Origin of the sequence: Thauera phenylacetica B4P, assembly GCF_000310225.1 — a bacterium.
Taxonomy (GTDB): Bacteria; Pseudomonadota; Gammaproteobacteria; order Burkholderiales; family Rhodocyclaceae; genus Thauera; species Thauera phenylacetica.
Map to the genome: position 1 here is coordinate 1 of NZ_AMXF01000100.1, position 14,328 is coordinate 14,328.

The following is a 14,328-nucleotide window of genomic DNA, read 5'->3' on the forward strand; positions in this document are numbered from 1 at the left end:
AGCGGCCGCCGGCGTCCCGCCCGCGCCGCCTGGCGGCGCCGCCACCCCCGGCGCCGCCACCCCCGGCGCGCTCGACCGCCTCATCGACTGGTCGGCGCGCAACGTCTTCCTGGTGCTGCTCGCCACGCTCTTCCTCGTCGCCGGCGGCCTCTACGCGGTGCACAAGACGCCGCTCGACGCGCTGCCCGACCTCTCGGACGTGCAGGTCATCGTCTACACCGACTTCCCCGGCCAGGCGCCGCAGGTGGTCGAGGACCAGGTCACCTATCCGCTCACCACCTCGATGCTGGCGGTGCCGCGCGCGAAGGTGGTGCGCGGCTTCTCGATGTTCGGCGCGTCCTATGTGTACGTGATCTTCGAGGACGGCACCGACCTCTACTGGGCGCGCTCGCGCGTGCTGGAGTACCTGAGCACCGCGGCCAGCCGCCTGCCGCAGGGCGTGGCGCCGCAGATCGGCCCCGACGCCACCGGCGTGGGCTGGGTGTACCAGTACGCGCTCCTCGGCCGCGACATGAGCCTGGCCGAGACGCGCAGCCTGCAGGACTGGTACCTGCGCTATCCGCTCAGCCAGGCCCATGGCGTGGCCGAGGTCGCCAGCATCGGCGGCTTCGTGCGCGAGTACCAGGTCAGCGTCGATCCGCTGCGCCTCGCGGGCTACGGCATCACGCTCGACCAGGTCACCCAGGCGATCCGCGCCTCCAACCGCGACGTCGGCGGACGGGTGGTCGAGCTCGCCGAGAAGGAATACATGGTGCGCGGGCGCGGCTACCTGCGCGGGGTGGAGGACATCGCCGGCATCGTGCTGAAAGCCGAGCGCGGCACGCCGGTGCGGGTGGGCGACGTCGCCCGCGTCGAGCTGGTGCCGGCCGAGCGGCGCGGCATCGCCGAGCTCAACGGCGAGGGCGAGGTGGCCTCGGGCATCGTGATGGCGCGCTTCGGCGAGAACGCGCTCGAGGTCATCGGCCACATCAAGGCCCGGCTCGCCGAGATCGCGCCCGGCCTGCCCGCGGGCGCCGAGATCGTGCCGGTGTACGACCGCTCCGAGCTCATCGAGCGCGCCATCGCCAACCTCCAGTGGACCCTGCTCGAAGAGAGCCTGATCGTCGCCGCGGTGTGCGTGGTCTTCCTGCTCCACGTGCGCAGCGCGCTGGTGGCGATCGTGACCCTGCCGCTCGGCATCCTGTTCGCCTTCATCGCCATGCGCTCGCTCGGGCTGGGCTCGAACATCATGAGCCTGGGCGGCATCGCGATCGCCATCGGCGCGATGGTGGACGCGGCGATCGTGATGATCGAGAACGCCCACAAACGCCTTGAGCGCCTGCCCGCGGGCGCCGGCGAGGCCGCGCGCGCGGTGGCGATCGTGCACGCCTGCAAGGAGGTCGGCCCGGCGCTGTTCTTCTCGCTGCTGGTGATCACCGTGTCCTTCCTGCCGGTGTTCGTGCTCGAAGGCCAGGAGGGGCGCCTGTTCTCGCCGCTCGCCTTCACCAAGACCTTCGCCATGGCGGGCGCGGCGCTGCTGTCGGTGACCCTGGTGCCGGTGCTGATGCTGTTCTTCGTGCGCGGGCGCATCCTGCCCGAGGCCCGCAACCCGGTGAACCGGCTGCTGATCGCGCTCTACCGCCCGCTGATCCGCGGCGTGCTGCGCTGGCGCTGGGCGACGCTGGCGCTGGGCGACGCTGGCGCTGGCGGTCGCGGCGATGGCGGCCACCGTCGTGCCCGCGCGCCAGCTCGGCTCCGAGTTCATGCCCACGCTCGACGAGGGCACGCATGTTCTACATGCCGGCGGCGCTGCCGGGCATGTCGGTGACCGAGGCCGGGCGGCTGCTCGCCACCACCAACCGCATCCTCAAGACCTTCCCCGAGGTCGTGTCCGTGTATGGCAAGGCCGGCCGCGCCAACACCGCCACCGACCCGGCGCCGCTGGAGATGTTCGAGACCGTCATCAACCTCAAGCCCAAGGACCAGTGGCGGCCGGGCATGACCACCGACGGCCTGATCGCCGAGATGGACGCCGCGCTGAAGTTTCCCGGCCTGGCCAACTCGTGGACCATGCCGATCAAGGCGCGCATCGACATGCTCAGCACCGGCATCCGCACCCCGGTGGGCGTGAAGGTCTTCGGCAAGGACCTGGAGACCCTGGAGAGGCTCGCCCAGGCCGTCGAGGCTGCGGTGCGCAAGGTGCCGGGCGCGAGCAGCGCCTACGCCGAGCGCGTGGCCGGCGGCTACTACATCGACATCGACCCGCGCCGCGAGCAGCTCGCGCGCCACGGGCTCAGCATCGACATGCTGCAGGAGGTGATCGCCACCGCGCTCGGCGGCGAGACGGTGACGACCACGGTCGAGGGCCTGGAGCGCTACGCCGTGTCGGTGCGCTACGCGCGCGGCCTGCGCGACGACCCGGCGCGGCTCGGCTCCGACGTCTTCGTGCCGACGATGAACGGCCCGATCCCGCTCGGCCAGCTCGCCGAGGTCAAGCTGACGCGCGGCGCACCCGCCATCCGCACCGAGAACGCGCTGCTGGCCGCCTATGTCTATGTGGACACGCGCGAGGCCGACCTCGGCGCCTTCGTCGAGCGCGCGCAGCGCGCGGTGGCGGCGGAGGTCGCCTTCCCGCAGGGCTACTACGCCACCTGGAGCGGCCAGTTCGAGAACATGGAGCGCGCCAAGGAGAAGATGAAGATCGTCGTGCCCTTCACGCTGGCGCTGATCTTCGTGCTGCTCTACCTCAACTTCGGCCGCCTCGCCGAGACGCTGATCGTGATGCTGTCGGTGCCCTTCGCGCTGGTGGGCGGGGTGTGGCTGATGTGGTGGCTGGACTACCAGATGAGCGTGGCGGTGGCGGTCGGCTTCATCGCGCTCGCCGGTGTGGCGGCCGAGACCGGCGTGATCATGCTGATCTACCTCGACCAGGCCTGGCAGGAGATGCGTGCGCGCTGCCGCGCCGAGGGCCGCGTGCCGGGGGTGGCGGAGCTGCATCGCGCGATCATGGAGGGCGCGGTCGAGCGCGTGCGGCCGAAGATGATGACCGTGGTCACCATCATGGCCGGCCTGCTCCCCATCCTGTGGGGCAGCGGCACCGGCAGCGAGGTGATGAGCCGCATCGCCGCCCCGATGGTCGGCGGCATGGTGTCGTCGACCGTGCTCACGCTCGCGGTGATCCCGGCGCTGTATGCGCTGGTGAAGCGGCGCGAGCTGGGGTGAGGGGGGCGGCCAGCATTGCGTGGGTGACGAAGCCCACCGCTGCTTTCGCGCCTGCCGGCGCTCCTACATGAACCATCGCGGCGCCGGTTTATGTAGGAGCGGCGGCAGCTGCGAATCGGGCGGTACAGGAACCACCGTGGGTGACGAAGCCCACCGCTGCTTTCGCGCCTGCCGGCGCTCCTACATGAACCATCACGGCGCCGGTTTATGTAGGAGCGGCGGCAGCCGCGAATCGCGGTTGAGCCGGGTAATGCTGTAATCGCGCGCGCTGGCGTGCCTTCGGAGGCTCGCGCGCTGCGGCGCTCCTGCATCCGTGCAAAAGGTAATCATTGGTCGCGGATGATGGTACTCTTTCAGAAAAGACACCTCTCTCCTCCCAGTGCTTCCATCTTCCTCTTCGCTCGAGCGCTGGCTCGTCGTTTCCGTGCTCGTGCTGCTCGTCTGGATGCCTTTGCCCCTGGGCAGCAACCGCGACTGGGCGGTCGGGGTGCTGGTTGCCTGGGTCGGTGTGATCGCACTGGGCTGGGTGGTGCTGCAGTGGCGGCAGGAACCGCCCGTGCCGCGTAACCCCGCCTGGCATCCGGCGTTGGGCATGGCGTTACTGCTGGGTTGTTCGCAGGCCTGGGTGGCGGTGCAGTGGCTGGGTGGTATTACGGTCGATACGGGTGCCACCTTCCAATACCTGATGCTCGGCCTGGCCTATAATTTGCTGTTCTTGCTCGTGATCGTGCTGTTCCATACACGCGGCCGGCTTACGGTGTTGTTGGCGACGCTGGTGGTCAGTGGCGCCTTGCAGGCGTTTTATGGTGCATTCATGACACTCTCGGGCATCGAGTGGCTGCTCATTGGCGCCAAGATCAGTTACGGTGGCGATGCTACTGGCACTTTCGTCAATCGTAACCACCTCGCCGGCTATCTGGAACTCACGCTTGCCTGTGGCATCGGCTTGCTCTTGGCTCTGCGCGACGGTCGGTCCCTCAACTGGCATACCGCGCTTGAACTGCTTCTTGGCCCGAAGGCTCGGCTGCGGCTAGCCCTCATCATCATGGTGATTGCCTTGGTGATGACACATTCGCGAGGCGGGAATATCGGTTTTTTTGTTGGACTTTTCGTGGCCGCTGGCCTGTTTGTGATCCGTAACCGCGAACACCGTGTCCGTAACGTGGCGATTCTTTTGAGTATCGTGCTCATCGATGTGCTGGTCATCAGCCAATACTTTGGGCTTGGGAGACTGAAGGACAGGCTAATCGAAACGCGCCTTACCGATGTGGTCATCGGTGGAGAGGTCGTCGCCTCAGCGAATGAACTGCGCGATGACGTCTTGCTGCAGTCCATCCCCTTGCTGAAGGAGCGCCCGCTGCTGGGGCATGGCGCGGGTAGCTTCGAGGCCGTTTATCCGCGCTTTTCAGATCACACCATCCCTTTGCATTTCGACCACGCTCATAACGATTACGTACAGTTCGGCGTCGAGTTTGGTCTCCTCGGCAGCTTGCCGCTGGCCCTGTTTGTCGCCTTGGCTTTGTGGCATGCATTCAAGGCTTTATGGCGGCGAGACTCGGCTTACTCCAGCGGCGTCGGGTTTGGCGCTGCGATGGGCATCATTTCACTCGCGGTTCATTCAGGGACCGACTTCAACCTTCAGATCCCCGCCAACGCGGCCACTTTTGTAGTCGTGTGCGCTATTGGTGTGCTGGCGGGGCACCACAGCAAACGGCGCGCCCGACGTTGAAGTTGTAGAGGTGGCCTCTTCACCCGGCGTGGCGTCGGGAAGGCTGGGGCAGGATCCAACGGTTGGCTTGGACGACAGTAGCCCGCAGGCTTGCTAGTAAGCTTCCGAGTAAGGTACACTTATTGCGTCATTGCGTTATTGCGTATAACTTACTTAGGTTTGCTGTGCACAAAAATCCTGTGGTCCTTTCACTGGCAGTCCTTGTCCCTGGCGCATTTTGGTTACTACGGCGGCGCTGGTTGCGTTGTGCTGGTTACCTGTCTGTTTATGCGGCGATCACATGGCTCTGGTACCAGGGTTCGGCAGACGATCAGCTAATTGGACTGGTGGCGTGCGTCCTGCTTCTGCTTGCGCACATGATAGGGTTGTTGGCGCGCATCGTTTGCGGGCGTCGTCGGATCGCAGCGTCTGGCTCACCGGCTTCTGGCTCATGAAAAGTAATGCTTTCGGCTTGCTACCTAGCCGTGGTTGCTATTAGCGGTCGGCGCACTCGTCGAGTTGCAGTTCGCTTGCCCACCTGGCAGCTTTAACGCAGAGCGAATAGGTCTGCGCCGTGCGGTTGGCGAGCTTGAAAATAGGGGCTCGCCAGTTTTTTGACAGCACGACTGCGCGCGCCGCTGCAGTCAAAACATCATCCCGTTGCTCCGAGGAGAGCAGCGTCCAAGTGGAGAAACCGACCTCTGCCAGCCTACCGTTTACCTCTGGGCGCCACGGCGCGTGGTGTTGTGCCTGGGTCAGAGCGCTGGCGAACTCTGGGTCGAATTCGAGCAAATCTAGCTTTGTGCGCGCCAGTGATACCCAGAGGTAAGGCCAGGTTGGCCGGTACTTGATAGCGTCACGGTAAGCCTCTTTTGCGCTTTGTCGGCTAAGCTGTGCGTGAGCATCACCACGAGGGTGGCGAAAGTGCTGCCAAGCGTTCACGTGACCCAGGCGCTCCAAATAGGCCCCGTTGGGTGCAGGAAAATAGGCGACTGCACGCACGGCTGCCTGGTGTGCGACTTGCCAGGCCTTTGAACTGGGTTCAGTGCGCTTCGCTTCCCAATCGACGAGGAAGGCACGTACCTGAAGGTCTGCAAATCCAGCGCCAACCATACGCAAGCCGTTAGCGATCAGCACGATCGCAGACAGCGCGAGCGCCGCGAGAGCCATTTTGCCCACCGGCCGCGGTTGCACAAGCGTTTGCGCGCCGATCGCCTTGCGCGGAGTTCCCAGTGCGCTCGTCTTCGTTAAGTAGCAGCGCATGATCTCGATTGCGCGGGAGCGCAGAAGTGGAACTGGGCAATCTCCCAAGGGTTTTCCTCGACGAGACGTCGTGCCATTGCGTCGCCCACTACAGCTGCAGCGCAAGCCATCCCCTCGTACAAGTCAGGTGGCCTGTGGTCGAGGTTGTGGGTGTCGGTCGCCAGCACAGTGACGACCTCGGCAGTGAGCAACTGGTTTGACAGATCCTGACACGGGCGGCCGAAACGGCCCGCAACCGATCCCGCGGTTACTTGGAGCATGCAGCCTTGCTGCAGGAACGGCTTGAGCCGCGCAGGGTTGCGAAGCACGGCCTTGTTGCGTTCCGGGTGCGCAATCATCGGAACGATGCCGCGTGAGACTAGCCATTCGGTGAGCCTTTCTGCGCCGTAAGGTATTTCGCCCGGGGGGAACTCGAGTAGCAACACTGGCTTCTCGTGCCACTGGCCGAGAAAAGGCAACGTGCCCTGCTGCGCAGCGTCGATGAGTTCTATCCCGAATCGCACTTCGGCGGCCGCTGCAATCTCGAGCGCCAACTGCTCATCGGCGATCGCATGCAGGAGTTTGCGGTGTGCGGAATTGATGATCTCGGGCGAGTTGTCGTAGCGCCCGGGGTGGATATGCGGTGTGCAGACGATATGTGTGATCCCGTTCGCAATCGCAGCTCGGGCGAGTTCGAGTGCAACGTTGAGGTCCGGGGCCCCATCGTCGATTCCCGGTAAAACGTGGCTATGCAGGTCGACCATTTTATTTTTCGGAGCAGCGTGGTTTCAGCGTGCTGATTGCTGAGTGCTGTAGCCGTAGTAGTCGTAGTAGCCGTCGTAGCCGTAACCGTATTTCCGAGCCCGACCGACATCCACTTGGTTGAGCACGACACCAATCACCGGCGCATTGCGTTGGAGCAACTGCCCGACTCCCTTGACCACAAGCGGGACGGCGGTTGACTCAGCCTTAACCACATAGATCAGGGCGTCCGCCATCGATCCCAGCACGAGCGCGTCGCTCACCGCCTGCGTGGGCGGAGAGTCGATGATGATCCGGTCGTAGCCCTTGACCAGTTCAAGCATGAGGGGCTCAAAGCGTGCAGAGCACAGCAACTCGAGTGGATTGGGGGGGACAGTGCCGGCAGTGATGACGCTGACGCCGTCCAGTTCCCTGAGGCACTCCTGGAGTGTCGCGGTCCCAGCAAGGATGTTGGCGAGGCCGGGCGTGCCTACGGGCAGCTCGAAGAGCTTGGCGAGCGTAGGGCGGCGCATGTCTGCATCCACGAGAAGCACTCTGTCACCCATTTGTGCCAAGGCAGAAGCAAGGTTCGCTGAAATCGAACTTTTACCTTCCTCGGGAGTTGATGACGTGATGACAATCCGCTTGTGCGGGCGGTCCATGCCCGCCAGCACCAGGCTGGTGCGCATCGTACGGACTGATTCCGCGAAGGCCCTATCGGTGTTGTTGTGGAACAGGCGGGCCACATGTTTACGCTCGTTCTTAGCTTTGACCAGTGGCAGGACGCCTAGAACTGGTAGGTTAAGCTTGTTCTCAATGTCCTCGGTGCGCTTGAAGGTGTTGTTTAAAGCCTCGAGCAGCAAAGTCAAGCCAACACTAACTACCAGCGCCAACAGGCCCACCATGGCCAGTACAAGCGATACCCTCGGGCTGATGGGTGTATCGGGCTCCGTTGCGGCGTCCACAATGCGCGCGTTCGCTGATTCGAGGTCCGAGGTCGCTGACGTCTCCTTCAAGCGATTCATGAAGGTCTCATAGAGGGCTCGATTCGTTTCCACTTCGCGCTGAAGCTCGCGCAGGCGAAACTCTTTGCGCGAGATATCCTGGATTTGTGCCTTGTTTGCGTCGAAAGATGCCCGCAGAGAGCTCTCGTTGGCGACCGCCAGTTGGTAGTTACGCTCTATCCCGGCGACAATCTGCTCGACTTGGCCGCGTAGGCTCGCGGTTGCTGCCTTGAGTTCGGTTTGTGCTGATTCCATCGAGGGATGGCGAGGGCCGTAACGCTTGGAGAGTTCCTCGACCTTTGCTCGTGCGCGAGCCTCTTCTGCTTTGAATTGCTGGATCAGCGTGTGGCCGAGTACAGCGGGAAGGGTCGCCAGCTTTTCCCAACCACCGCGGCGCATCGATTCGACTTGACGATACTGGCTCTCGGCTTCCGCGCGTTGGCGCCGGGCGTCGATCATGCGGTCGCCGGTAAGCGATAGTTCATTTGCAGTTACGGTCGCTACACCCTGGACGTCCACAAGGTTTTCCTTCTCGCGGTAGGTCTGCAGCCGATATTCAGCTTCCTTGAGCTTTGTGCGCAGATCCCCAAGGCGGCCGTTCATCCAGTTGGTCGCACTCATGGACATTTCCATGCTCGCTTCGAGCTGACTTTCGATAAAACCTTTGGCAAGCGCGTTTGCAGCCCTCGCAGCTAGCGGAGCGTCGGCCATGTCCACCTCGACCTTCACCAGTTGCGTTTTGCCTTGTGGCGTGACCCGGATTCTTGCCATGAAAGCCCGCGTTACTCGATCGAAGATTTGTTCTTCAGTGGGGGCGACCTCCTCTTCAAGGTCTTCAGGCCGGGTGAAGGGGATGAGTTGATTAAGTTTGAGGTTTGAGAGTAATGAACCGAGATCCAGGAGGGGGGCGGGTTGCTGGCGGGGGTCGAATTCCCGATGGGTCGTGAGGTTCAACTCACGCACGACACGTTCTGCAAGCGAGCGAGAGCGCAACAACTCGAACTGGGTCTGAAGGTACTCGTTACCTGACCCGTCCAGTCCGTAGACCTGCTCGATGGACACGACCTTGGCCGCCTTTTGCTCAATGATTAGCGTGGCGGTTGCACGGAACACCGGGGCGATCGATAACAAGACCAGTGCAGCCAGCATGACGCTAACGGCTACGAGGCTGGCAATGCTCCATTTTCGCCGCCAGATGCTGCGCCACAAATCCAGAAGGTCGATGTCTTCGCCGTCCTCATTGTCCGTGACGGCGTGAATCGCCCTACGGTCGATCGTGTGTTCTATGTTTGCCATGTGCAGCTTGGAGGCTGTTCAGAAGAAGCCTTGGTCAATGGTGATCGTATCCCCCGGTTCCAACTCGGTGTCGAGAGTGGCTTTTTGTGGCTTCCGGTTAGGATCCTTGTCGCGGATGATGGAGATACGGTTTTCCGAGGCCCGCTCGGTGAGTCCGCCGGCCAGCGCGACCGCGCGGCGCAAGGTAAGCCCAGGCTGGTACGGATATCCGCCGGGGGACTTTACTTCTCCGCTGATGAAGAACTCGCGGTATTTCAGGATCCGTACGGTGACACGTGGGTCGACGAGATAATCACCCTTGAGCTTGGTGGTGAGGATCTGTTCGAGTTCGCGTGCCGTGCGGCCATTGGCACGCACCTCGCCAATGAACGGATATGAGAGGGTCCCCGCATCGGTGAGACGGATTTCGTCAATGCTGAGCTCGGATTCCCCAAAGACGCTGATGCGGATGACGTCGCCCGACGCGAGACGGTATTGCGCATTGGCCTCGGCGTAAGCCGGGCTGCTGCTAAGCAGGCTGAGTCCCCCAAGCAGGGCAAGGAAGCGAAGGAATTGGTGCATGCAGTCGAGTAGGTCGCAGTTCTTTTCCGAAGGCGTTACAGGCTGGCGTTGAGCGTCACGCCGATCACGTTGCGCTGGTAGCTCTTGCCGGCCTGGGTGGAGTCGTTGTCGGTGTGCTTGTACCCGATGCCCACGTCGAGCCACCTGCGCATCTTGTAGGTGACACCGAAGCCGATGCTGTCGAGGGTGTCGTCGCGCGGGTTGGCGGGGCGGTCGTAGTCCTGCTCGCTGCGGGTGTAGCTGAGCCTGGAGCTGAGGCGGTCGCTCCAGCCGTGGTCCCAGCTCAGGGTCCAGGACTGGGTCTCGATGGCGTCGGCGTCGTCGCTGCCTTCGTCGAAGCCGCGGCGGGTGTTGAGGCTGAAGGTGGAGTAGGTGAGCGGCGCCCACGTGATCCCGACCTCCCACATGCCGGTGGAGGCGTCGTCCCGGTCGGCGCGGTCGAAGTCCTTGCGCTCGCGGCCGACCTTGGCCGAGCCGGTGGTGAAGGCGGTGGCTTCCCACTCGGCGCCGACGAGCAGCGCGGCGTTGTCACTGTCCAGGCGCGGATTGCTGACGTAGTCGTGCTGGATCACGCGCGCTTCGACGAGGGCCTTGGTTCTGGGTGCGACACGGTACAGGAAGGCGCCACTGAGGCCGCTGCTGTCGCGTTCCTTGTCGGCGTTGAGGCGCTTGCCGTTGGACACCGTGGTGTTGTCGTAGCGCAGGCGGTCGTGCGTAAGGCCTACGCGCACCTGGCCGGTGGCGCTGTCGGCGCCGTAGGTGTAGCCGGCGCCGAAGGTGGCGCTGTTGTACTTGTCGTTCTCGATCTTCTGGTCGGCCGACGCGGTCTCTTCCATCTTGCGGTAGTTGGCGTCGAGGCGCAGGCGGTGGCGGGCGTCGAGGCGGAAGTCGGCGTTGGCACCGAGCAGGTGGTCGGTGTTGTCGTCCTTGCGGCTCGAGTGATAGACCTCATGGTTCGCGGTGTAGCGCAGGTCGAGCCGGGTCTTGCCGGTGTCGGTGCCGAGCGCGAACGTGGGGGCCACATTGCTGACCATGGACGACTGCTCGGCCGTTTCCACGGCACGGAAGTTGTCGTCGTGGCTGAGGCCGAGCTTGAGCGTGGGGGTGAAGGCGAGTCCGTCGGACAGAGGGACGTTTGCGGGGTCGAGCGCCCAGGCGGTGGGGCCGAGGCTGGCAGTGGCGAACGCGGTGGCGATCAGGCGGCGGGCGAGGTTCGATGTCATTGGGTCGGGCGATCTCTTGGCGGCGGCAGGCGGGTGAGCGGATCGGGGGTTAACTCGGACTCGCGGAGTTTCCGCCGGCGCCGCCGTTGCTGCTCGGTACGCTGGGAGCGGGGGGCGCGCTGGCGTTCGGCGCGCTGGCCGGACTGCTGGCGGGAGCCACGGCGGCCACGGCCGTCTGAATGGCGCCGGCTTGTTCCGGCGCAGCGCCGACTGCCGCCTGGGTGATCGCCGCGGCCTGCTCCGACGGGGCGGCGGCGACGGCCGCCTGGGTGACCGCCGCGGCTTGCGCGGGTGCTGCGGTTACCGCAGCTGCCGTGATCGCCGTGGCTTGTGCGGGTGCTGCAGTCACTGCGGCGGCGGTGATCGTGGCGGCCTGCGACGGGGCTGCGGTTACCGCGGCGGCGGTGATCGCCGTGGCTTGCGTGGGTGCTGCGGTTACTGCGGCGGCGGTGATCGTGGCGGCGAGTGCAGGAGCCGCAGTGACTGCGGCTGCCGTGATCGCCGCGGCTTGCGCAGGCGCAGCGGAGACGGCTGCTGCTGCGATTGCCGCGGCTTTTGCGGGCGATGCAGTGACCAGTCGTGCCACGGCCTGGGCGATGGCGTCGCCCTTTGCGGCGCCGAGCTCTGCGATCTGTGCGTTGGTGAGTTCGACGCCGGCGAGCTGCAAGGCTGCGACGAGGGCCTCGTCCGCAAGGGCAGTGGTGGTGCCGAACGAGAGTGAGCCGACGAGCGAGAGGGCGATGAGCGTCTTGCGCATGGTAGAGATCCAGTGTCAGGTTCCATGTCGATGGTAAAGTAAAATACCTATAAGGTAAATAAGATATGGGGGCAGGCAGGCCCTGCCGCGGTCCCCGCCCGCGTCAGCGCTCGCCGAGCGCCTCGGACAAGGGCTTGGTGAACGGCTTGGTCAGGTACTGCAGTAAGGTGTTCAGCCCGGTCCTGATCTCGATCGTGGAGGTCATGCCGGGCAGGACGTCGAGGTCGGCGCGGGGGCGGCCGCTGAACTCGCGGCCCTCGGTGCGCAAGGCGCCGGGTGCGAGCAGCTCGCGCGCTCCGGCTCACCCTGGCAGGCTGACCCGCAGCGTCGTTCCCTCGCCCGCGGCCGAGCGCGCGACGGCGTCGCCGCCGTGCAGGCGCATGATCTTGCGCACCAGGTACAAGCCCAGCCCCACCCCGGGGATGTTCTGGCCGTGGCGGGCGCGCCAGAAGCGGTCGAACAGGCGGGCGATGTCTTCGGGCGACAGCGGCGGTCCCTCGTTGTGCACCTCGATGTGCACCGCCCCGTCCTCGGCGCGGGTGCGCACCTGCACCGGGGTGTCGGGGGGCGCGTACTTGAGCGCGTTGTCCACCAGGTTGGCAACCACGATACGCAAGAGGTCGGGGTCGCACTCGGCCTCCAGCCGAGGGTGCAGCCGGATGCATATCCGCTCGGGCTCACGGCACTCGTCCACCGCCTCGCGCACCAGCGTGCCGAGGTCGCAGCGCTGGGGTTGCAGGCGCGAGAAGCCCTCCACGCGGTCGAGCAGCAGACATTTTTCGACCAGGGCGTTCATGGTGGTTGTGGCCGAGTCGATGCGCACGAGGCGCTGCGCCACCGCCGGCGCGGGAGCAGGCAGGAGGGTGCGCAGCGCCTCGCCGGCGAGCCGGGTCACGGCGAGCGGCGTCTTGAGCTCGTGCGCCAGCATGCGCAGCAGGTCGCCCTGCTCGCGCGCGGCCTGCTCGCGGCTGGCAAGTTCGGCCGCGCGGGCGCGCAGCGCGCTGCGCAACTCGGCCTCGCGCTCGGTCTCCTCCCGACGCATCAGGCCGTACAGCCCGGCCAGCGTGCCCACATAGATCAGGCTGCTGACATACAGCACCCCGGCCGTCCAGGTCGGTGGGATCCCTGGCATCATCAATGAGCCCACGGTGGCGGCCGAAACCGCGGTGTACATTCCCATGCCGAGCAGCGCCTGCCTGCTCCGTCGGGGCGACAGGCTGCGGTTGCGCGCCAGCATGAGCAGCAGGGCTGCGCAGAAGCCGACACCGAGCGGCAGGTAGATGCGCACCACCGGGGTGAAGATCCCCGCGATCGCCAGAACTACGCAAGCCAGCGACAACAGTGCAAAGCCGCCCACCAGTCGGCGCATTCGCAGCGACAGCGCGAGCGGCTCGCCCAAGGCATACATGAGCACCGCCAGCGCCCCGGCCGAGAGATAGATCCCCACCTTCACGCCTAGGTCGGCCAGCCAGGCCGACTCCGCGAACAGCGTCGCCGCCAGCAAGCCGTTGATGTTGTCGCGCCAAACGAAGTGCATCGCCACGGCCAGCGTCATGAGCAGCGCCAGGCGGTGGCGCGTGATCCAGCACTGTACCGCCAGCAACAGCAGCACCACCACCTGCAGGCCCAGGTCCATGCCGATCAACAGCGCCTCGTTTTCCGCGGCGTCGAGATAGGCGTGCTCGTCCAGCAGCTCCAGCTGCAGGCTGGCGGAGCTCGTGGTGCGCAGGCGCAGCAGGTAGTGCTGCGCCTCGGGCGAGGCGTCGTCGAGCAGGAAGGCCGGGACGAGTCCGCCGAGCAGGCGCGTCGCCGCAGGCAGGTGGTCGCCGCTGATCTGTACCGGCCACTCTTCCGGCGCAGCATCGGTTACCCGGTAAAGGCGCAGCTCGTCGAGGTAATGCGGGCGCACGCGCAGCACCGCGTGCGGGCGACCGGCACCCGCGTCCGCCACGGTAAACCGCAGCCACCACACCGAATCGCTGTAGCCGGCGCCCAGCCCGGCCGGGCTGGGTTTCCAGCCGGTGTGGGCCGCCGCCTCGCCGGGGGTGAGTGTGCCGGCGGGGTCTTCGAGCACGGCGAGGTCGAGGAGGCGGGGGGCGCGGACCTTGGCTGGCTCGAGCGCTTGGGCCGTGGCGGCGGAGGCAAGGAGCACGGCGGCGAGCAGCAGGCACAGCGCGGTGGCCAGCCAGTGCGAGGTAGGTCCCGAGGACAGTCGCTGGATGCGGAGGGCGATACGGGAAACGGAGGAGCGCATATTGGGTGGGCGCGCGCAGGGGATGCCGGGAGTCGAGCATGGAAGCTTACTCTTGCCTGCGTGGAGGTAACGAGAAAACGTATTGCAGCCCAGTGACCACCACCGCCCTCGCGCCTGCCGGCGCTCCTTCATTCAACGGAAGCGCACCAGCTACCGCCTTCGCGCCTGCCGGCGCTCCTACATTCAACGGAGGCGCGCCGGTTTGTGTAGGAGCGCCGGCAGGCGCGAATCGGGCGGAGCACAAACCACCGTGGGTGACGAAGCCCACCGCCGTCTTCGCGCCTGCCGGCGCTCCTACATTCAACGGAGGCGCGTCGGTTTGTGTAGGAGCGCCGGCAGGC

General features: G+C 65.3%; 9 protein-coding genes and 1 pseudogene. 2 read left to right on the plus strand and 8 right to left on the minus strand.

Annotated features, from left to right (window positions below):
* Positions 1 to 82: 82 nt before the first annotated feature.
* Both C667_RS13170 and C667_RS13175 read left to right on the plus strand, forming a co-directional pair.
* Positions 83 to 3,201: pseudogene (locus tag C667_RS13170) on the plus strand (efflux RND transporter permease subunit).
* A gap of 424 nt (positions 3,202 to 3,625) precedes the next feature.
* A complete protein-coding gene (locus C667_RS13175; RefSeq protein ID WP_245538470.1) occupies positions 3,626 to 4,930 on the plus strand; it encodes an O-antigen ligase family protein in 1,305 nt (434 codons plus the stop codon).
* Positions 4,931 to 5,404: 474 nt separating this feature from the next.
* On the opposite strand, the gene C667_RS25725 is transcribed toward C667_RS13175, so the two are convergent.
* From C667_RS25725 to C667_RS13205, 8 genes are all read right to left on the minus strand, one after another.
* Entirely contained in the window at positions 5,405 to 6,172 is a 768-nt protein-coding gene (locus C667_RS25725) for a hypothetical protein (protein WP_157302323.1), read from the minus strand.
* Complete coding sequence (locus tag C667_RS13180; RefSeq protein WP_004365315.1) at positions 6,157 to 6,915, minus strand: tyrosine-protein phosphatase; 759 nt, start codon at positions 6,913 to 6,915, stop codon at positions 6,157 to 6,159. Before C667_RS13180 ends, C667_RS25725 begins: the two co-directional genes overlap by 16 nt.
* Positions 6,916 to 6,939: 24 nt before the next feature.
* Entirely contained in the window at positions 6,940 to 9,192 is a 2,253-nt protein-coding gene (locus tag C667_RS13185; RefSeq protein WP_004365316.1) for a GumC family protein, read from the minus strand.
* Between the two features lie 18 nt (positions 9,193 to 9,210).
* Positions 9,211 to 9,753 (minus strand): polysaccharide biosynthesis/export family protein, encoded by a 543-nt coding sequence (locus tag C667_RS13190; protein WP_004365317.1) that lies wholly within the window; start codon positions 9,751 to 9,753, stop codon positions 9,211 to 9,213.
* A gap of 35 nt (positions 9,754 to 9,788) precedes the next feature.
* Entirely contained in the window at positions 9,789 to 10,976 is a 1,188-nt protein-coding gene (locus tag C667_RS13195; protein WP_004365322.1) for an outer membrane beta-barrel protein, read from the minus strand.
* A 49-nt stretch (positions 10,977 to 11,025) separates the two neighbouring features.
* Positions 11,026 to 11,733: a hypothetical protein gene (locus C667_RS24390; RefSeq protein ID WP_004365323.1), complete on the minus strand. Its 708-nt coding sequence runs from the start codon at positions 11,731 to 11,733 to the stop codon at positions 11,026 to 11,028.
* 103 nt (positions 11,734 to 11,836) lie between these two features.
* Complete coding sequence (locus C667_RS25730) at positions 11,837 to 12,001, minus strand: hypothetical protein (RefSeq protein ID WP_004365324.1); 165 nt, start codon at positions 11,999 to 12,001, stop codon at positions 11,837 to 11,839.
* A gap of 33 nt (positions 12,002 to 12,034) precedes the next feature.
* On the minus strand, positions 12,035 to 13,987 hold the full coding sequence (locus C667_RS13205) for a sensor histidine kinase (protein ID WP_004365325.1): 1,953 nt from the start codon (positions 13,985 to 13,987) through the stop codon (positions 12,035 to 12,037).
* Between the last annotated feature and the right edge of the window lie 341 nt (positions 13,988 to 14,328).

What these genes read in the sequence shown, in the direction of transcription:
- C667_RS13185 (WP_004365316.1), bottom strand. Translation starts at nt 9,192, where the DNA reads ATGGCAAACATAGAACACACGATCGACCGTAGGGCGATTCACGCCGTC.
- C667_RS13190 (WP_004365317.1), bottom strand. Translation starts at nt 9,753, where the DNA reads ATGCACCAATTCCTTCGCTTCCTTGCCCTGCTTGGGGGACTCAGCCTG.
- C667_RS13195 (WP_004365322.1), bottom strand. Translation starts at nt 10,976, where the DNA reads ATGACATCGAACCTCGCCCGCCGCCTGATCGCCACCGCGTTCGCCACT.
- C667_RS25725 (WP_157302323.1), bottom strand. Translation starts at nt 6,172, where the DNA reads ATGCGCTGCTACTTAACGAAGACGAGCGCACTGGGAACTCCGCGCAAG.
- C667_RS13205 (WP_004365325.1), bottom strand. Translation starts at nt 13,987, where the DNA reads ATGCGCTCCTCCGTTTCCCGTATCGCCCTCCGCATCCAGCGACTGTCC.
- C667_RS24390 (WP_004365323.1), bottom strand. Translation starts at nt 11,733, where the DNA reads ATGCGCAAGACGCTCATCGCCCTCTCGCTCGTCGGCTCACTCTCGTTC.
- C667_RS13180 (WP_004365315.1), bottom strand. Translation starts at nt 6,915, where the DNA reads ATGGTCGACCTGCATAGCCACGTTTTACCGGGAATCGACGATGGGGCC.